This is a genomic window from Streptomyces silvisoli (assembly GCF_029269905.1).
Classification (GTDB): domain Bacteria; phylum Actinomycetota; class Actinomycetes; order Streptomycetales; family Streptomycetaceae; genus Streptantibioticus_A; species Streptantibioticus_A silvisoli_A.
Window position 1 is genome coordinate 330,552 of sequence record NZ_JARJBC010000003.1, and the last position, 17,597, is coordinate 348,148.

Below are 17,597 nucleotides of genomic sequence, written 5' to 3' on the forward strand. Positions count from 1 at the left end.
CAAATGCCCGGATGCGCCCGGGACTTCGTGGCGTGCCCGGAAGGGCCACCGCGACCGCCTTCGAGAGCCGCGGGCCCGCCCGCGCCGGGAAGGTGCGCGGGCTACTCCTCCGGCTCCGTCTCCGACGGCTCGGTGCCCTCGGGAGTGCCCTCGGGCGAGAGGAGGCGGGTGAGTTGGCGGCCGAGTACTCGGCGGAACTTGCGCTGTTGGGGGCGGGTGCGGTCAAGGACCGCGACCTCCAACTGCTCGGCGGTGAGCTGTCGTTCACCGCCGTTGTTGTCCCGGCTGAGCGACTCCACCGCCAGTCCGAGCGCCTCGGCGAGCGTCATGTCGTCGCGGTGCCGCTGGTCGAGGTAGCTGCCGATCTGGTCGGAGTTGCCACCGACCGCGACCGCGCCGTGTTCGTCGACGATCGAGCCGTCGTGCGGCAGCCGGTAGATCTGGTCCTCCTCCGGCGCCGAGCCGACCTCGGCGACGATGAGCTCGACCTCGTACGGCTTCTCCGCCGCGCTGGAGAAGATGGTGCCGAGCGTCTGGGCGTAGACGTTGGCCAGCCCCCGCGCGGTCACATCCTCACGGTGGTAGGTGTAACCCCGCAGATCGGCGTAGCGGACGCCGCCGATGCGCAGGTTCTCGAACTCGTTGTACTTGCCGACCGCGGCGAAGGCGATGCGGTCATAGATCTCGCTGACCTTGTGCAGCGCGCGGGACGGGTTCTCGGCGACGAAGAGGATTCCGTCGGTGTACTGCAGTACGACGACGCTGCGACCGCGCGCGATGCCCTTGCGGGCGTACTCGGCGCGATCCGCCATGGCCTGCTGGGGTGAGACGTAGAACGGCGTCGACACCGGCTATCCGTCCCTTTCTGTCTGTGTGGGAAGTTCCCGGATCCGACCGTTACAGAAGCGAGGCGCGGGGGCCGTCCGGCTCCTCGAGACGCCGCTCGTGGACAGCCCGGGCGACCTCCGAGACCTCGGCCTCCGTGAGCCGCCGGAAGCCCTCGTCGGTGATGACGGTGACGAGCGGGTAGATCTGCCGGGCGAGGTCCGGACCGCCGGTCGCCGAGTCATCGTCGGCCGCGTCGTACAGCGACTGCACGACCGCGGTGATGGTCTGCTGCTCCGTCAGGTCCTTGCGGTAGAGCTTCTTGAGCGAACCGCGGGCGAAGACCGAACCCGAGCCGGTGGCCGTGAAGCCGTGCTCCTCCGCGCGCCCGCCGGTCACGTCGTAGGAGAAGATCCGGCCCTTCTCGCGGTCCGTGTCGTACCCGGCGAACAGCGGTACCACCGCGAGGCCCTGCATGGCCATGCCCAGGTTGCCACGGATCATCGTGGACAGCCGGTTCGCCTTGCCCTCCAGGGAGAGCCCGGCACCCTCGATCTTCTCGTAGTGCTCCAGCTCCAGTTGGAACAGCTTGACCATCTCGACGGCCAGGCCCGCGGTTCCGGCGATACCGACCGCGGAGTACTCGTCGGCCGGGAAGACCTTCTCGATGTCCCGCTGCGCGATGACATTGCCCATGGTCGCCCGGCGGTCACCGGCGAGCACCACGCCGCCGGGGAACGTGGCCGCCACGATCGTCGTCCCGTGCGGGATCTCCAGCGCGCCCTGTACGGGGGGCAGCGTCCGGTTGCCGGGCAGCAGTTCCGGCGCGTGCTCGCCGAGGAAGTCCATGAAGGACGACGAACCAGGCGTCAGGAAGGCCGCCGGCAGACGCCCGGTACTACGAGTGTTGGCTTCCACACGTTTCCTTCCACGATGACTGCGGACCGTCTCCCTCTCCCCGGGGAGCGGCCGGTTTCGATCACTTGCCACGGACCATACCCCTGGCCGTGCCAGTCATCCGTCCCGCGTCCGGAACCTGGGCACCGGAGGCGGGACGGACGGCAGAGCGGCTACTGACCGCCCTTCTGTACGAACGAACGAACGAAGTCCTCGGCGTTCTCCTCCAGGACGTCGTCGATCTCGTCCAGGACGGAGTCCACGTCGTCCGAGAGCTTCTCCTGACGCTCCTTGAGGTCGTCGGAGGCCTGCGCCTCCGGGGCGGTCTCCTCGACCTCCTCGGTGGAACGCGTGGCCCTCTGCTGCCCGCCGGTGTCCTTGGTAGCCATGTGCACCTCACCCCGATCGCCCGCTCGGTTTGCATGTCCTACAAGATCAGACCCTACAAGCCGGGTCTGACATCGGCCCTGTTCTCCGGTGATCTCGCGGAACTCGCGGACCCTCGCTCACGTGCTTTCCACTGGTTCAACGTCCGGGAGCCACCCCGATGATTCCCGCAACCGCGCGGTTTCAGCCCCCGGACAACACCCGTACCAGGTCCTCCGCGGTACGACAGCGGTCAAGGAGTTCCTTGACATGGTTGCGGGTGCCGCGCAGCGGCTCCAGGGTCGGCACCCGTTGCAGGGAGTCCCGCCCGGGCAGGTCGAAGATGACCGAGTCCCACGAGGCGGCGGCCACGTCGTCCGCGTACTGCTCCAGGCACCGGCCGCGGAAGTAGGCCCTGGTGTCCTCCGGGGGCTTGATACGGGCCCTGGAGACGGCCGTCTCGTCCAGTAGCCGCTTCATCCGCCCGCGGGCCGCCAGGCGGTTGTACAGGCCCTTGTCGGGGCGTACGTCGGCGTACTGGAGGTCGACCAGGTGCAGCCGGGCCGCGTCCCAGTCGATGCCGTCGCGCCTGCGGTAGCCCTCCAGGAGCTCGCGCTTGGCCACCCAGTCCAGCTCGCCGGACAGGCTCATCGGATCGGTCTCCAGCCGCCCCAGGACGTCCTCCCAGCGGGTCAGCACGTCCCTGGTCTGCTCGTCGGCGTCGGTGCCGTAGCGGTCCTCGACGTACTTGCGGGCCAGCTCGAAGTACTCCATCTGCAGCTGCACGGCGGTCAGCGTGCGGCCGTTGCGCAGGGTGATCAGCCGTCGCAGTGTGGGGTCGTGGGAGACCTGGTGCAGGGTGCGCACCGGCTGGTCCACGGCGAGGTCCACCGCGATGAAGCCGTCCTCGATCATGGACAGGACAAGCGCGGTGGTGCCCAGCTTGAGGTACGTGGAGATCTCGGAGAGGTTGGCGTCACCGATGATCACGTGCAGTCGGCGGTACTTCTCCGCGTCGGCGTGCGGTTCGTCCCGGGTGTTGATGATGGGGCGCTTGAGCGTGGTCTCCAGGCCCACCTCGACCTCGAAGTAGTCGGCCCGCTGGCTGATCTGGAAACCGTGCTCGCCGCCGTCCTGGCCGATGCCGACCCGGCCCGCGCCGGTGACGACCTGCCGGGAGACGAAGAAGGGCGTCAGGTGCCGCACGATGTCCGAGAACGGGGTCTCCCGCTTCATCAGGTAGTTCTCGTGGGTGCCGTAGGACGCGCCCTTGTTGTCGGTGTTGTTCTTGTACAGGTGGATCGGCTGCGCGCCGGGCAGCTGGGCGGCCCGCTCGGCCGCCTCGGCCATGATCCGCTCCCCCGCCTTGTCCCAGAGCACCGCGTCCCGCGGGTTGGTGACCTCGGGGGCGCTGTACTCGGGGTGGGCGTGGTCCACGTAGAGCCTGGCCCCGTTGGTGAGGATCACGTTGGCCAGGCCGATGTCCTCGTCCGTGAGCTGGCTGGAATCGGCCGACTCGCGCGCCAGGTCGAAGCCGCGGGCGTCCCGCAGCGGGTTCTCCTCCTCGAAGTCCCAGCGAGCGCGGCGGGCCCGGTGCATCGCCGCCGCGTAGGCGTTGACGATCTGGGACGAGGTGAGCATGGCATTGGCGTTCGGGTGGCCGGGGACGGAGATCCCGTACTCCGTCTCGATGCCCATTACTCGCCGTACGGTCATGCGGCCCTCCTTGCCCGGCTCCGCCCGTCGGCGGCACCGTGTGGCGCGGTACCGACGAGCGTAGAACGCGGCGGCGGCAGTGGGGAGATCATTACAGTCATTCCTCGGCTTCCGGACGTCTGGCGGCCTGCGGGTGGCGCCCGCTGGGAGCCCCGGGAAAAGCGTCCGGCTGCGGGTACCGGAGTTCCGGTACCCGCAGCCGGCTGCCGTTCTACAGGTACTGCCCGGTGTTGGCCACCGTGTCGATCGAGCGGCCGGTGTCGGCGCCCTGCTTGCCGGTGACAAGCGTCCGGATGAAGACGATGCGCTCGCCCTTCTTGCCGGAGATGCGGGCCCAGTCGTCCGGGTTGGTGGTGTTGGGCAGGTCCTCGTTCTCCTTGAACTCGTCCACGCAGGCGGAGAGCAGGTGGGAGACGCGGATGCCCTTCTGGTTGTGGTCGAGGAAGTCCTTGATCGCCATCTTCTTCGCCCGGTCCACGATGTTCTGGATCATGGCGCCGGAGTTGAAGTCCTTGAAGTACAGGACTTCCTTGTCGCCGTTGGCGTAGGTGACTTCGAGGAAGCGGTTCTCCTCCGTCTCGGCGTACATCCGCTCGACCACGGACTGGATCATCGCGCCGATCGTCGCCTCCGGCGAGCCGCCGTGCTCGGCGAGGTCCTCGGCGTGCAGCGGCAGCGTGTCCGTCAGGTACTTGGAGAAGATGTCCTTGGCCGCCTCCGCGTCCGGACGCTCGATCTTGATCTTCACATCGAGGCGGCCGGGGCGCAGGATGGCCGGGTCGATCATGTCCTCGCGGTTGGAGGCGCCGATGACGATGACGTTCTCCAGCCCCTCCACACCGTCGATCTCGGCGAGCAGCTGCGGGACGATGGTGTTCTCCACGTCCGAGCTGACGCCGGATCCGCGGGTGCGGAACAGCGACTCCATCTCGTCGAAGAAGACGATGACCGGGGTGCCCTCGCTGGCCTTCTCCCGGGCCCGTTGGAAGACCAGGCGGATGTGCCGCTCGGTCTCGCCGACGTACTTGTTGAGCAGTTCCGGGCCCTTGATGTTCAGGAAGTAGCTCTTGCCCGCGGGCTGCCCGGTGACCTCGGCGACCTTCTTGGCAAGGGAGTTGGCCACCGCCTTGGCGATGAGCGTCTTGCCGCAGCCGGGCGGGCCGTACAGCAGCACACCCTTGGGCGGGCGCAGTTCGTGTTCCTTGAACAGATCCGGGTACAGGTAGGGGAGTTCGACCGCGTCGCGGATCAACTCGATCTGGTTCCCCAGCCCGCCGATCTTGTTGTAGTCGATGTCGGGCACCTCTTCGAGGACGAGTTCCTCGACCTCGCTCTTGGGCACGACCTCGAAGACGTAACCGGATCGGGGCTCGAGCAGCAGGGCGTCACCGGCGCGGATGTTGACGTCGAGCAGCGGCTCCGCGAGCCGGACCACCCGCTCCTCGTCGGTGTGCCCTATCACCAGGGCCCGTTCGCCGTCCTCAAGGATCTCCTTGAGGGTGACGATCTCGCCGACGCGCTCGAACTCCATGGCCGAAACCACGTTGAGCGCCTCGTTGAGCATGAGCTCCTGTCCGCGCTGGAGTTCATCGAGCTCGACGGTCGGGCTCACGTTCACCCGCAGCTTGCGGCCGCCGGTGAAGATGTCGGCCGTGTCGTCGTCGTTCGCCTGCAGGAACACGCCGAATCCGGCAGGCGGCTGGGCGAGCCGGTCCACTTCCTCCTTGAGGGCCACGATCTGGTCGCGGGCCTCGCGAAGGGTGTTGGCCAGCCGTTCGTTCTGTGCGGACACACCTGCCAGGTTGGTCTGCAGCTCGACGATCCGCTCCTCGAGAATCCTCGTGTGACGCGGAGAGTCGGCGAGCTTGCGTCGCAGGACGGCGATCTCCTGCTCAAGAAAGGCCACCTGGCTCGCGGGGTCCTCCGAACCCCGTGCGGGCCGGTTGCCACGGTTGATGTCGTCGTCGTGGGCTGCCACGGTCCTCACCTCCTCCAGGGGGAGCTGGACGCTTTCAGACCCTACCTGGGCCGGTGGGGGTTGAAACCCCTAGATCACAAACCCGGTCGGGGTGTGTCCGATCTTCACCCTTGCGCACGTCCCCACGCCAGGGAGATACCCACCCAACAACATCGGAAAGCGACCGGTTGTATCGTCGTTTCGGTCAACAGCCGCCAGGGGCTGTTACTTCCCGATGGACGAACGGCAGGCGAGGTACCCGTGAGCGACGCAGTCGGCGAGGCGCTGGAAGTCTGGATCGACCAGGACCTGTGCACCGGCGACGGGATCTGCGCGCAGTACGCGCCCGAGGTCTTCGAGCTCGACATCGACGGCCTGGCCTACGTGAAGGGCGACGACGACGAGTTGCGCACCGAGGCCGGCGCCACCGCCCCGGTACCGCTGCCGCTGCTGAACGACGTGGTGGACTCGGTAAAGGAGTGCCCCGGCGAGTGCATCCACGTACGCCGGGTCTCCGACGGCGCCGAGGTGTACGGCCCGGGCGCGGAGTAACGGTTCGACGGGCGGGGGGTGACGGCTCAGACACTCCCCGCATGCGGCCCGGGCACCGCGTTGAACCGGCCGTCGCGCCAGTCCCAGTCGAACTGCCGCCGCAGGTCCGGGCAGCAGCGCGGCACCGTGTCCGACGAGTAGCCGAGCAGGGTCGCGCTGACGGTACGACCGGTCACCGCGAGGTCCTGCACGCTGAGTTTGCGCGCCGGGTCCACCAGCGTGGCCACCACCCTCGGCGGCACGCCGGGGGACGTACCGGCGGAGAGCACGTAGACGCCGCTGGGCGGGGTTCCGAAGTCGGTGTGACAGCGCACCACCGCGACGGTGTCCGGGCGCCCGTCGCCCTCGATGTCGCCGGACGCCCTGGCGACCACGTCCACCGGGCCGCCACCGCAGTTGACCGGATAGTGCGCGGCGGCCGCGTCGGGACCGCTCCCGGCGTCCGTCGCCGAGGCGCCCGCCGGCCGGGTCAGGGTGGCGATCCCGATGACGGCGGCGACGGCCACACCGGTGGCGAGCCAGTGTGCCGGGTGGGTACGCGTGTGTGGGAGGTCCTGGCCTGCCGAAGGCTGCACGCGGCTGTCTCCTGGGGCTTGAGCCGAGCGGCTTGATCGTTTGGCGGTGCCCAGCATCGTGCCACACGTCACACGGCACCGGAACACCGGGTACCGGGTTCCTTACGGGTCCCGTTCCGGGAACGAAACGGCGCCGCCGCCGGTTCCCGTCTGATGCGGAACTCGGCGGCGGCGCCCGGGAGTTGGGGTGGCGCGGCGTTGCTACGCGGGCGGCGGCGAGCCCGCGCTGCCGCTGCCGGGGCCGGCGTAGTCCTCGCCGTACGCGCCCTTGGCGGGGCGGCGGCGGCGCATCGGCGGCTCCACGCCGTCGGCGAGGCGACGGGCGGTCAGCAGGAAGCCGGTGTGGCCGATCATCCGGTGGTCCGGGCGGACCGCGAGGCCCTCGATGTGCCAGGTGCGGACCATCGTCTCCCACGCGGTCGGCTCGTTGAACGTGCCGTGCTCGCGGATCGCCTCCACGGTACGGGCGAGCTGCGTGGTGGTGGCGACGTACGCGCAGAGCATGCCGCCGGGGACCAGCGCCTTGGAGACCGCCTCCAGGCACTCCCAGGGCGCGAGCATGTCCAGGATGACGCGGTCGACGTCGGTGTCCGAAAGGTTGTCCTGGAGGTCGCCGACGGTGAGCTGCCAGGCGGGGTGCTCCTCGCCGAAGTAGCGGCGGACGTTCTCCGCGGCGATCTCCGCGAAGTCGGCCCGGCGCTCGTAGCTGTGCAGCATGCCCTGGTCACCGACGGCGCGCAGCAGGAAGCAGCTGAGCGAGCCGGAACCGACGCCCGCCTCGACGACACGCGCGCCGGGGAAGATGTCGGCCATCGACAGGATCTGCCCCGCGTCCTTGGGGTAGACCACGGCGGCGCCGCGGGGCATGGACAGGACATAGTCGGGGAGCAGGGGTCGCAGCGCGAGATACGCGATGTTCCCCGTGGTACGCACAACAGTGCCCTCGGGAGCGCCGATCAGCTCGTCGTGCGGGAAGGAACCCTTGTGGGTGTGGAAGCTCTTCCCGGCTTCGAGCGTGAAGGTGTGGTGGCGTCCCTTGGGGTCGGTGAGCTGAACCTGGTCCCCGACCTGGAAGGGCCCGCGACGGCGGGCGGCACCGGTCGGTTCGGACATGTGACCAGGGTATCCGAGGTCTGAGGGGGTCTATGCCCGGGAGGGCTGCGCCATGGCCGCGACGAAGGCCCGCTCCACGTCCGCGGTGGACAGCACGCCGTAGATCTCGCCGGTGGGTTCCACGACCAGGTACTCGGTGGCGGGGGTGGCGCGCAGCGTCTCCAGCAGGTCCTCGCCGTCCAGTTCGGCGGAGACCCGCATTCCGGGCCGGAGTTCCTGAGTCAGCCCACTCACCGCGACCCAGGGGCGGCGGTGCTCCGGGACGCCGACGATGGCGGCCTCCCTGACCAGTCCGGTGGCCTCCCCCATGGCGTCCACGACCACCAGGGCGCGGGCACCCGCCTCGTGTGCCCGGCGCAGCGCCTCGGACAGCGGGGTCTGGGCGGTCACCGGCACCGCCCGGCGGGTCAGCGAGCGGGCCCGCAGCTCGGGCAGCCGCTCGCGCAGCCGGGCCATCCGCAGGCTGTTTCCGGCGCCGGTCCAGATGATGGCCGCCAGGATCGCGGCGAGCAGGGCGTCGGTGAGCGAGTCGGCGCCGGTCTTGGACTCGCTGACCCCGCCCGCGTAGCTGAGCAGCGGCAGCCCGACCAGGACCGCGACGGCGAGCGCCCGGCCGGTCCACGCGGCGGCCACGGTGCCGGTCATCGGCTTGCCGCTGATCTTCCACACCACCGCCCGAAGCATCCGGCCGCCGTCGAGCGGAAGGCCGGGCAGCAGGTTGAAGACGGCCACGATGAGGTTGCTGACCATCAGCCCGGCGAGCAGCACGCCGGGCACCGTGTCCGGCTCGACGCCGCGCATGCCGAGGTAGAACAGCCCGGCCAGCACCAGAGAAAGCAGCGGCCCGACGAAGGCCAGCACGAACTCGCGACCCGGGGTGTCGGAGTCCTTCTCGATCTCGGAGACCCCGCCGAAGAACTGCAACTGGATGCGGCGCACCGGCAGCTTGAAGCGCAGCGCGGCGACCGTGTGCGCCAACTCGTGTACCAGCACCGAGGCGTAGAAGGCGACCGCGAAGAACAGCGACACCAGATAGCGGAGGGCGCCGAGTTCCGGCAGCACCCGGTCGAGTTGGCCGCCGAACACCCAGGTGATCAGGGCGGCGACCAGGAACCAACTGGGCGCCACATAGACCGGGACGCCGAACGGGCGGCCCATCAGGATCCCGCCGCCGGTCTCCCGTGGCCGTTTGCCGTTGCCCCGGCCACCCCCGGGAGCCGCTCCCCCGGTGCCGGACTGCGGCTGCCCGCTCGTGTTCATGCGTCCCCTCGATCCCGGATCCTCCTGGCCCTGACCGATGATGACCGATCATGCGGTGCGGAGGCATGTGCCGTCGATGGTAACGACGAGTGGCGGACGGTTGTCAGTGGCAACCCGTAGGGTCGTATGCCATGACCAGCACCCCCGAGTCGGGCTCGGCCGCGCCGTGCGCCACGCCCGCGCCCCCTTCGTCGCTCTCGCCCTCGCGGGCGGCGGACTTCATGCAGTGCCCGCTGCGGTACCGGTTCCGGGTGATCGACAAGCTGCCGGAGAAGCCCAGCGAGGCCGCCACTCGGGGCACGGTGGTGCACGCGGTGCTGGAGCGCCTCTTCGACGCGCCCACGGCGGAGCGCACCGCGGTGCGGGCGCGGGCGATGGTGCCGGTGGAGTGGGAGCGGCTGCTGGCGGCGAAGCCGGAGCTGGCGGAGCTGTTCGCCGACGAGGAGGCGGAGCCGGGTACCGAGCGGTTGGCGCGTTGGCTGGAAAGCGCCGAGCGGCTGGTGGACCGGTGGTTCTCGCTTGAGGACCCGACGCGGCTGGAGCCCGCGGAGCGCGAGTTGTACGTGGAGACCGCGCTGGAGTCCGGGTTGGTGCTGCGCGGCTATGTGGACCGGCTGGACGTGGCGCCCAGCGGCGACCTGCGGGTGGTGGACTACAAGACCGGCAAGGCGCCCCGGCCGGAGTACGCGGCGGACGCGCTGTTCCAGATGAAGTTCTACGCGCTGGTGCTGTGGCGGCTGCGCGGTGTGGTGCCGCGCCGGCTGCAACTGGTCTATCTGGGCAGCGGCGATGTGGTGACCTGTGATCCGACGGCGGACGAGTTGCGGGTGGTGGAGCGCAAGCTGCTCGCGCTGTGGGACGCCATCCAGCGCGCCACCGAGTCCGGGGACTGGCGGCCACGGCCGAGCAGGCTGTGCGACTGGTGCGACCACCAGCCGGTGTGTCCGGCGTTCGGTGGCACTCCCCCGGTCTATCCGCTGCCCACCATGCGACGGCCACCCGGCGCGGGCGAACCGTCGTAGGGAAGAATAGGGGCGGCCTACCGATAGGAGATCACGTGGCAATCCGCGTCCTGCTGGTCGACGACCAGCCGCTGCTGCGCACCGGATTCCGGATGATTCTGGAGGCGGAGCAGGACCTGGCCGTGGTCGGAGAGGCCGGTGACGGTCTGCAGGCGCTGGACCAGGTGCGTGCGCTCCAGCCCGACGTGGTCCTGATGGACATCCGGATGCCGCGGATGGACGGCGTCGAGGCGACCAGGCAGATCACCGGGCCCGGCCGGGACGGTCCGGCCAAGGTGCTGGTGCTGACCACCTTCGACCTGGACGAGTACGTGGTCGAGGCGCTGCGCGCCGGCGCCAGCGGCTTCCTGCTCAAGGACGCCCCGGCGGACGAGCTGGTGCAGGCGATCCGGGTGGTGGCGGCCGGTGAGGCGATGCTGGCGCCGAGCATCACCCGGCGACTGCTGGACAAGTACGCCGGGCATCTGCCGTCCGGTGAGGAACCGGTGCCTCCGGCGCTGAACACACTCACCGAGCGTGAGGTCGAGGTGCTGAAGCTGGTGGCCCGCGGGCTGTCCAACGCGGAGATCGCGGCGGAACTGTTCGTGAGTGAGACCACGGTCAAGACCCATGTCGGCCATGTGCTCACCAAGTTGGGGCTGCGCGACCGCGTGCAGGCGGCGGTGTACGCCTACGAGAGCGGTCTGGTGCGACCGGGCGCCCAGTGAGCCGGTGAAGCCGAAAGGGGCCGGGGCGGCGTTCGCCCCGGCCCCTTCACGCTGTGCGGGTCAGCCCTTGACGCCCTTGCCCAGCTCCCAGTACTGGAGCTCGGAGGAGGCGTTCATCGCCCACTCGGTGCCGGTGATCTGGGACTGCGCGGCCAGGTACTGCTTGCCCTGCCACAGCGGCAGGAACGGCACGTCCTTGGCGATGTCGTCCTGGATCTCCTGGAAGGCGTTCACCGCCGTGCTGCGCTCGGCGACGGTGCGGGTCTGCGGCAGCAACTGCGACTCGATGGCGTCGTTGTGGTACGGGCTGCCGAGGAAGTTGTCCTTGCCGAAGAACGGGCCGATGTAGCTGTCCGGGTCCGGGAAGTCGGGGAACCAGCCCATGCCGTAGACCTGGTACTGGCCCTTGCGCTCGGCGGGCCGGAAGGCCGACCACGGCACGCCCTGGAGCGTCACCTTGAACAGGCCGCTCGACTCCAGCTGGTTCTTCAGCTCGGTGAACTCCTTGGTGGTGGACTCACCGTAGTGGTCCGTGGTGTAGCTCAGGGTCAGCGGGACCGGGGTGCTGATGCCCGCCTTCTCCAGGGTGCTGCGGGCGGCCGAAACGTTCGGATTGTTGTAGATGTTGAAGAACGAGTTGGTGTGTCCGGTGATGCCCTGCGGAACCATCGAGTACAGCGGCTGCGAGGTACGCGCGTACACATCCCGCACCAGGGCGGAGCGGTCGACGATCTGGGCGACCGCCTTGCGCACGGCGGGGTTCTTCACCGTCGCGTCGTTGGTGTTGAACACCAGGTAGCGGATTTCGGTGCCGGGCGCCTCGACCAGGTTGATGTTCTGCGAGGTGCCGTTGCTCAGCCCGGAGATCTCGTCCGGCGTCATGGAGCGGTTCATCACGTCGATGTGACCGGCCTTGAGCGCGGCCTCCATGTCGCTCGAACTCTTGAAGAACTTCAGCTCTATCTTGCTGTTGTTGAGCTTGGCGTTGCCCTTGTAGTGCGGGTTCTTCTGGAACACCGCCTCGTTGCTGGAGTCGAACGAGGCCAGCGTGTACGGGCCGGAGCCGAGCACCGAGGTGCCCGAGTAGACCTTGTTGGCCGGGTAGATCTTGCTGTCCACGATCGAGGCGGCCGGGGTGGCCAGCTTGAACGGGAAGGTGGCGTCCGGGGTCTTGAGGTGGAACACCACCGTCGAGTCGGTCGGTGTCTCCACCTTGTCGACGTTGTCCAGCAGCCCGGAGGGGCCGTTGGGGTCGCGGATCGCCAGCATGCGGTCCACGGAGAACTTCACGTCGGCGGCGGTCAGCGGGTCTCCGTTGGAGAACTGCAGCCCGGTGTGCATGGTGCACCGGTAGGTCTCGCTGAGCTGGTCGGTGAAGCCGCATCGCTCGGCGGCCTCGGGTACCGGGTCGGTGCCGGTGCGGGGGTAGCTCAGCAGCGTCTGGAAGGTGTTGCGCAGCACCGTCCACGCGGCGACGTCGTACGCGGCCGCCGGGTCGAGCGGAGCCGGGGCGTCCTTGGTCGCCTCGATCCGGTCGGTAGTGCCCACGACGATGGCATCGCCGCCGCCTCCACTGCTGCCGCTGGATCCACCGCACGCGGCGAGGGCGGGCGCGATCAGACCCACCACAGCCGGCAGCACCAGTAGCTTGCGATTCATCCTCGTTGGTCTCCCTGTTCGGCGCTGGTAGTTCACAGCTGCGGGTGGCGCTACGCCTGCGCCACCCGCTCCCCCGGATTTCTACGTCATCTTCTGTTGTTACTCGTCACCGGTGCCGTCGTAGAGGTGGCAGGCCACCCGCACCCCGGTCTCCGGCAGCAGCCGCAGCCGCGGATCCCGCGACTGTTCGAACTCCAGCACAACGTGGCCCCCCTCGGCCTGCATGGCCACCACGCCGCTCCAGAACGGCTCGCGCGGCTGCGCGGCGGAACCCTCTTCGCGAAGGTTCCGGAGGTATTCCAGCACCTCTTCCTCGGTGTGCCCACGCCCGGGTGCGACTGTGAGCCGGGGGACGTCCGGTTCGGCGAGCGCGGCGAGGTCGGCGAACAGCGCCTTCTCCTTCGCGTACTCCTCCACGGGCATCTCCAGCCAACGCCGCTCCAGCAGCGCGCGCAGGTCACGCGCCTCCCAGCCGCAGGTCGCCAGCGCCACCGGGCACCGGGGGTGGAAGGAGCAGCCGAGCGGCGGACGGGCCGCGTCGGGGATCTCGCCGCGCGGCAGTTCGCGCGGCACGGCCCGGTTCGGGTCCGGTTCCGGGATCGCGGCCAACAGCGCCTTGGTGTACGGGTGTTTGGGGTCGGCGAAGACCTGTGCGGTGGGCCCGTACTCCACGATCCGGCCCAGGTACATGATCGCGATGTTGTCGCAGAAGAACTTCGCGCTCGCCAGGTCGTGGGTGACGTAGACGTACGTGAGGTCCAGGTCGCGCTTGAGGTCCAGCATCAGTTGCAGGATCTTGGCGCGCACGCTCATGTCGAGCATCGAGATCGGCTCGTCGGCGACGAGCAGTTCGGGCTCGGCGATGATCGCCCTGGCCAGCACGGCGCGCTGCTTCTGGCCGCCGGACAGGTCCGAGGGGTACTTGGTGAGATACCGCTCGGGCGGCGTCAAACCCACCCGGTCCAGGGCATCGACCACCTTCGCCTCATACTCCGCCTCGTCCTGGACGAGGTTGTGGATGAGCAGCGGGTGGCCGACCGCGGTACGGATGTCCATGGCCGGGTTGAGCGAGGCGTGCGGGTCCTGGAAGACCATCTGCAGCTTGCGCCGCAGCGGCCGCAGTTGACGCTCGCTGTACTGGGCGATGTCCTCGCCGCGGTACCGGATGGCGCCCGCGGTCGGCGAGTTGAGGCCGAGCAGGGTGCGCCCCAGGGTGGTCTTGCCGGAGCCGGACTCGCCGACCAGGCCGAGCACCTCGCCCTTGCGCAGGGTGAGGTTGATCCCGTCGACCGCCTTGACCGCTCCGGCACCGCGGCCGGTCACCCGGCTGAGGAAGCTGCCGCGCAGACCGAAGTGGACCTCGAGGTCCTCGATCTCGACGAGCGTCCCGGCCTCGGCGGACTCCTCGGCCGGCTTGTCCAGGGCTACGGCGGCGTCCGTGTCAGGCTTCGTCGGCAACGCTGATCTCCTTCACCGCGGCGAGCGGCTCGCGCCCGTCCGTTCCCAACTCGTCGGCCAGCGAGGGGTCCACCTCGATCGCCTGGTGCCAGCAGGTGCTGCGCACACCGGACCGCAACTGCGCCTCGGGCGGCTCCGCGGTCGCGCATCCCCGCATCGCCACCGGGCACCGCTGGTGGAACCGGCAACCCTCGGGGGGGTTGCCGAGGTCCGGCGGACTGCCCGGAATGTAGTGCAACCCGGTGGTGGACAGCGAGATGGTGGAGCGGAGCAGCTCCTTGGTGTAGGGGTGCTGCGGGTTGGCGAACACTTCGCGGGAATCGCCCTGTTCGACGATGTGCCCCGCGTACATCACCGCGACCCGGTCGCACGCCTCCGCGACAATACCTAGATTGTGCGTGATGAGAACCAAGGCGGTGTCAAAGTTCTTGCGGAGGTCCGCGAGAATTTTGATGATCTGCGCTTCAACCAGGACGTCGAGCGCGGTCGTCGGCTCGTCGGCCACCACGAAAGCGGGTCGCAGCACCAGGGCCAGGGCGATCATGATGCGCTGGCGCATACCGCCGGAGAACTCGTGCGGGTAGTTCTCGTAACGGCTGGGCGGAATGCCCATTCCGCGCAGCGCCTCCAGCGAGCGCTCCCGGATCTCCTGCTTGGACAGGCTCTTTTCGTGGGTGCGCAGGGTCTCCTCGAACTGTTCCGAGATCTTCATCAGCGGATTGAGCCGGGTCATCGGCTCCTGGAAGATCAGCCCCAGTTCGGGGCCACGCCGCTTCTGCAGTTCCCTGGGCGTGAGTTCGACGAGGTTCGTACCGCGCAGCAGTACTTCGCCGTCGACGGCGGAACCGGGCGGCGTCAGTCCGAGCACACCTCGGCCGAGGGTCGACTTGCCGCAGCCGGACTCGCCGACCAGACCGAGGGTCTCTCCCGGCCGTACGTCGAAGCTGACGCCGTCGACAGCGCGGACCGGGCCGCGCTCGGTCCCGTACCAGACGCGCATGTCGCGCACGGACAGCACGGGTTCGCGGGCTTCGCCCGCGGCGGGCGCGGGCTGGGCGGCCGCATCTGTGGTGGTCATCGACCCTCCTTCGGGGTCTCGGCGGACTCGCCGTCCGACGCGGGGTCGGCGTCCGGCACGGATTCGGTGTCGCTCTTGGCCTCGGCGTCGTCGCTCTTGGCCTCAGCGTCCGGCTCGGCCTCGGACTTCGCCTCCGCGCCGGGCTCGGCTTCGGTGTCCGCTTCGGCCTCCGGCTCCGGCTCGGCCTCGGCGGTCGGCCCGGACTCCCGCTTGGCCTCGGCGTCCGGCTCGGGCTGGGCCTGCGGCTCCGGCTTCGCGGCAGGCTCGGGCTGGGCCTGCGGGGCCTCCTCGGCGGTAGCCGCCTTCGCCGCGGGCTCGGTCTCGACAGCCGCCTCCTGCGTCTTGGCGGCCGGTGCCCCGGCCGTGACGACGCGGCGGGTTCCGGTGCGGGCAGGGAGGATCACCCTGGTGATACGACGCTTGCGCAGTGAGGAGTTGAGGGTGTCGTTGAGGCCCTCGCCGACCAGCGTGAAGCCGAGGATCGCCAGGATCATGGCGATGCCCGGGAACAGCGCGGTCCACCACATGCCCGCGTTGACGTCGTCGATGGCGCGTTGCAGGTCATAACCCCACTCGGCGGCCTCGGTGGGCTGGATGCCCAGGCCGAGGAAGCCCAGCCCGGCCAGCGTGGAGATGGCGTCGGCGGCGTTCATGGTGGTGATGACCGGCACGGACTGCACCACGTTGCCGAACAGGTACTTGCGGATCACCACGGACGGCTTGGCGCCCATCGCCCGCGCCGCCTCCACGTACAGCGCCTCACGGGCGGAGAGCGCCGAGGAGCGCACCACCCGGAAGTACTGCGGGATGTAGACCACGGTGATGGAGAGCGCCGCGGTGACCACACCGCCGCCGACGACGCCGGAGAACACGAATCCGGCGACGATCGCCAGCAGCAGGTACGGGAAGGCGAACAGGGCGTCCATCACCAGTACCAGGATCCGGTCCAGCCAGCCGCCGAAGTAACCGGCCAACAGGCCGAGCAGCACACCGAGGATGAGCGAGAAGACGACGGCGAGCACCATCACCTCAAGCGCGGTGCGCGCGCCGTAGATGGTGCGCGAGAGCACGTCCAGGCTCTGCACGGTCGTGCCGAACAGGTGGGCACCGTCCGGCGCCCCCTGCTTGGGGAACGGCTTCCCGCCTGACTGGTACTGGGCGAATCCGTACGGCGCGATCAGCGGCGCGAACAGCGCCACCAGCACGAACAGTCCGGAGATCACGAACCCGGACCAGAGCATGAACTTGGGGATGCCGTGGGCCTGGGCGACGGGCGCGAAGGTGCGGCGCAGTCCGCGCAGTCGGCCCGGTTTGACGGTGGGCTTGGCCACCTCGTCCGCGTCCGTGGGCGGAAGCAGGGCTGTCTGGGTCATCAGTACCGCACCCTCGGGTCGATCAGTGCGTTCACGAAGTCGATGAGCATGGAGATCACCACGACCACCAGGGCGAAGACGGTGACGATGCCCTGCACCGCCGCGTAGTCCCGCGCGTTGATGTACGTGATCAACGCCTGTCCGATGCCGGGCCAGTTGAAGGTCTTCTCGGTCAGCACGGAACCGCCGAGCAGCATCGCGACCTGGAGGCCGAGCACGGTGACCACGGGCACCAGAGCGTTGCGGAAGGCGTGCCGGGTGACCACCGAGGTCTCCTTGATGCCGCGGGCGCGGGCCGCCTCCACGTAGTCGCCCTGGAGCGTCTGGATCACGTTCACCCGGATCATGCGGATGAAGACACCCACGATGATCAGGCCGAGCGTGACCGACGGCAGTACGAGGTGCTGGGCGATGTCGCCGACCGCGCCCCAGTCACCGGCGATCGCCGCGTCCAGGATCAGGATGTGGGTGGTGGTCGGTACGTTCAGGCCGACCAGCAGCGAGGACTGCCCCGAGGTCGGCAGCAGGTTCAGCCCGTTGGGCCCGAAGGCGAGTTGGGCCAGCAGACCCAGCACGAACGCGGGGGCGGCGTACGTGATGATGGCGAACAGCCGCCCGGTGACGTCGATGCCGCGGTCGCGGAACCGGCCGGCCACCAGCCCGACCGGGACCCCGATGACGGTGGCGACGAGCAGGGCGCCGAAGCTGAGCGAGAGGGTCGCTCCGCCGCGCTGGATGATGACGTCGCGGACGCTGAGGTTGTCGGAGAAGGTGGTGCCGAAGTTCAGGGTGGCGACCGACTTCAGGTACTCCCAGAACTGCTCGTACAACGGCTTGTCGAAGCCCGCCGCGTGCCTGCGGATGGCGAGTTCGGCCGCGGACAGCTTGCCGCCCTGGGACGCCGCGATGGGGTCGCCTGGCGCGACCCGCATCATGACGAAGACCAGAACCAGCAGGATGAAGACCATGGGTACCGCGAGCGCGATCCTGGTGAGGATGTAGCGGCGCAGCGACCCGGACTGCTTGCTCATAGGGGACG

At 69.2% G+C, this 17,597-nt stretch carries 16 protein-coding genes; 3 read left to right on the plus strand and 13 right to left on the minus strand.

What is annotated here, in order from left to right; all coding sequences use genetic code 11:
* Positions 1-101: 101 nt before the first annotated feature.
* From prcA to arc, 5 genes are all read right to left on the minus strand, one after another.
* The gene (prcA, locus tag P3G67_RS07135; protein ID WP_269855024.1) at positions 102-848 is read right to left on the minus strand and encodes a proteasome subunit alpha; all 747 of its coding nucleotides are present in this window, start codon (positions 846-848) and stop codon (positions 102-104) included.
* 49 nt (positions 849-897) lie between these two features.
* Positions 898-1,743 carry a proteasome subunit beta gene (gene prcB / locus P3G67_RS07140; protein WP_276092683.1) on the minus strand — a complete coding sequence of 282 codons (846 nt, stop codon included), beginning with the start codon at positions 1,741-1,743 and terminating at the stop codon, positions 898-900.
* A 152-nt stretch (positions 1,744-1,895) separates the two neighbouring features.
* Positions 1,896-2,111 (minus strand): ubiquitin-like protein Pup, encoded by a 216-nt coding sequence (locus P3G67_RS07145; RefSeq protein WP_269855026.1) that lies wholly within the window; start codon positions 2,109-2,111, stop codon positions 1,896-1,898.
* 181 nt (positions 2,112-2,292) lie between these two features.
* Positions 2,293-3,804, minus strand: coding sequence for a depupylase/deamidase Dop (gene dop / locus P3G67_RS07150; protein ID WP_391858211.1), 1,512 nt, complete (start codon positions 3,802-3,804; stop codon positions 2,293-2,295).
* 211 nt (positions 3,805-4,015) lie between these two features.
* Complete coding sequence (gene arc / locus P3G67_RS07155) at positions 4,016-5,782, minus strand: proteasome ATPase (RefSeq protein WP_269855027.1); 1,767 nt, start codon at positions 5,780-5,782, stop codon at positions 4,016-4,018.
* Positions 5,783-6,022: 240 nt separating this feature from the next.
* Between arc and P3G67_RS07160 the strand changes: the two genes are divergently transcribed.
* Positions 6,023-6,313, plus strand: coding sequence for a ferredoxin (locus P3G67_RS07160; protein ID WP_269855028.1), 291 nt, complete (start codon positions 6,023-6,025; stop codon positions 6,311-6,313).
* Positions 6,314-6,339: 26 nt separating this feature from the next.
* On the opposite strand, the gene P3G67_RS07165 is transcribed toward P3G67_RS07160, so the two are convergent.
* The 3 genes from P3G67_RS07165 to P3G67_RS07175 form a co-directional block, all read right to left on the minus strand.
* Positions 6,340-6,888 (minus strand): hypothetical protein, encoded by a 549-nt coding sequence (locus tag P3G67_RS07165; RefSeq protein ID WP_276092684.1) that lies wholly within the window; start codon positions 6,886-6,888, stop codon positions 6,340-6,342.
* 201 nt (positions 6,889-7,089) lie between these two features.
* Positions 7,090-8,001: a tRNA (adenine-N1)-methyltransferase gene (locus P3G67_RS07170; RefSeq protein WP_269855030.1), complete on the minus strand. Its 912-nt coding sequence runs from the start codon at positions 7,999-8,001 to the stop codon at positions 7,090-7,092.
* 30 nt (positions 8,002-8,031) lie between these two features.
* On the minus strand, positions 8,032-9,261 hold the full coding sequence (locus P3G67_RS07175; RefSeq protein ID WP_276092685.1) for a site-2 protease family protein: 1,230 nt from the start codon (positions 9,259-9,261) through the stop codon (positions 8,032-8,034).
* 131 nt (positions 9,262-9,392) lie between these two features.
* Here P3G67_RS07175 and P3G67_RS07180 point away from each other — a divergent pair, with 131 nt between their 5' ends.
* The gene (locus P3G67_RS07180; RefSeq protein ID WP_269855032.1) at positions 9,393-10,283 is read left to right on the plus strand and encodes a RecB family exonuclease; all 891 of its coding nucleotides are present in this window, start codon (positions 9,393-9,395) and stop codon (positions 10,281-10,283) included.
* 35 nt (positions 10,284-10,318) lie between these two features.
* Positions 10,319-10,990: a response regulator gene (locus P3G67_RS07185; RefSeq protein ID WP_269855033.1), complete on the plus strand. Its 672-nt coding sequence runs from the start codon at positions 10,319-10,321 to the stop codon at positions 10,988-10,990.
* A gap of 60 nt (positions 10,991-11,050) precedes the next feature.
* Here P3G67_RS07185 and P3G67_RS07190 read toward each other — a convergent pair whose 3' ends face one another.
* From P3G67_RS07190 to P3G67_RS07210, 5 genes are all read right to left on the minus strand, one after another.
* A complete protein-coding gene (locus P3G67_RS07190; RefSeq protein WP_276092686.1) occupies positions 11,051-12,649 on the minus strand; it encodes an ABC transporter substrate-binding protein in 1,599 nt (532 codons plus the stop codon).
* Positions 12,650-12,748: 99 nt separating this feature from the next.
* Positions 12,749-14,107, minus strand: a complete 1,359-nt coding sequence (locus P3G67_RS07195) for an oligopeptide/dipeptide ABC transporter ATP-binding protein (protein WP_269855035.1) — start codon at positions 14,105-14,107, stop codon at positions 12,749-12,751.
* Positions 14,091-15,185 carry an ABC transporter ATP-binding protein gene (locus tag P3G67_RS07200; RefSeq protein ID WP_276092687.1) on the minus strand — a complete coding sequence of 365 codons (1,095 nt, stop codon included), beginning with the start codon at positions 15,183-15,185 and terminating at the stop codon, positions 14,091-14,093. The genes P3G67_RS07195 and P3G67_RS07200 overlap by 17 nt, the downstream gene beginning before the upstream one ends.
* Positions 15,182-16,558 carry an ABC transporter permease gene (locus P3G67_RS07205; RefSeq protein ID WP_276092688.1) on the minus strand — a complete coding sequence of 459 codons (1,377 nt, stop codon included), beginning with the start codon at positions 16,556-16,558 and terminating at the stop codon, positions 15,182-15,184. Before P3G67_RS07205 ends, P3G67_RS07200 begins: the two co-directional genes overlap by 4 nt.
* Complete coding sequence (locus P3G67_RS07210) at positions 16,558-17,589, minus strand: ABC transporter permease (RefSeq protein WP_276092689.1); 1,032 nt, start codon at positions 17,587-17,589, stop codon at positions 16,558-16,560. The genes P3G67_RS07205 and P3G67_RS07210 overlap by 1 nt, the downstream gene beginning before the upstream one ends.
* Positions 17,590-17,597 lie beyond the last annotated feature (8 nt).

Coding starts and splice junctions, on each gene's coding strand:
- P3G67_RS07145 (WP_269855026.1), bottom strand. CDS start 2,111: ATGGCTACCAAGGACACCGGCGGGCAGCAGAGGGCCACGCGTTCCACC.
- dop (WP_391858211.1), bottom strand. CDS start 3,804: ATGACCGTACGGCGAGTAATGGGCATCGAGACGGAGTACGGGATCTCC.
- P3G67_RS07170 (WP_269855030.1), bottom strand. CDS start 8,001: ATGTCCGAACCGACCGGTGCCGCCCGCCGTCGCGGGCCCTTCCAGGTC.
- P3G67_RS07175 (WP_276092685.1), bottom strand. CDS start 9,261: ATGAACACGAGCGGGCAGCCGCAGTCCGGCACCGGGGGAGCGGCTCCC.
- P3G67_RS07180 (WP_269855032.1), top strand. CDS start 9,393: ATGACCAGCACCCCCGAGTCGGGCTCGGCCGCGCCGTGCGCCACGCCC.
- P3G67_RS07190 (WP_276092686.1), bottom strand. CDS start 12,649: ATGAATCGCAAGCTACTGGTGCTGCCGGCTGTGGTGGGTCTGATCGCG.
- P3G67_RS07200 (WP_276092687.1), bottom strand. CDS start 15,185: ATGACCACCACAGATGCGGCCGCCCAGCCCGCGCCCGCCGCGGGCGAA.
- P3G67_RS07205 (WP_276092688.1), bottom strand. CDS start 16,558: ATGACCCAGACAGCCCTGCTTCCGCCCACGGACGCGGACGAGGTGGCC.
- P3G67_RS07210 (WP_276092689.1), bottom strand. CDS start 17,589: ATGAGCAAGCAGTCCGGGTCGCTGCGCCGCTACATCCTCACCAGGATC.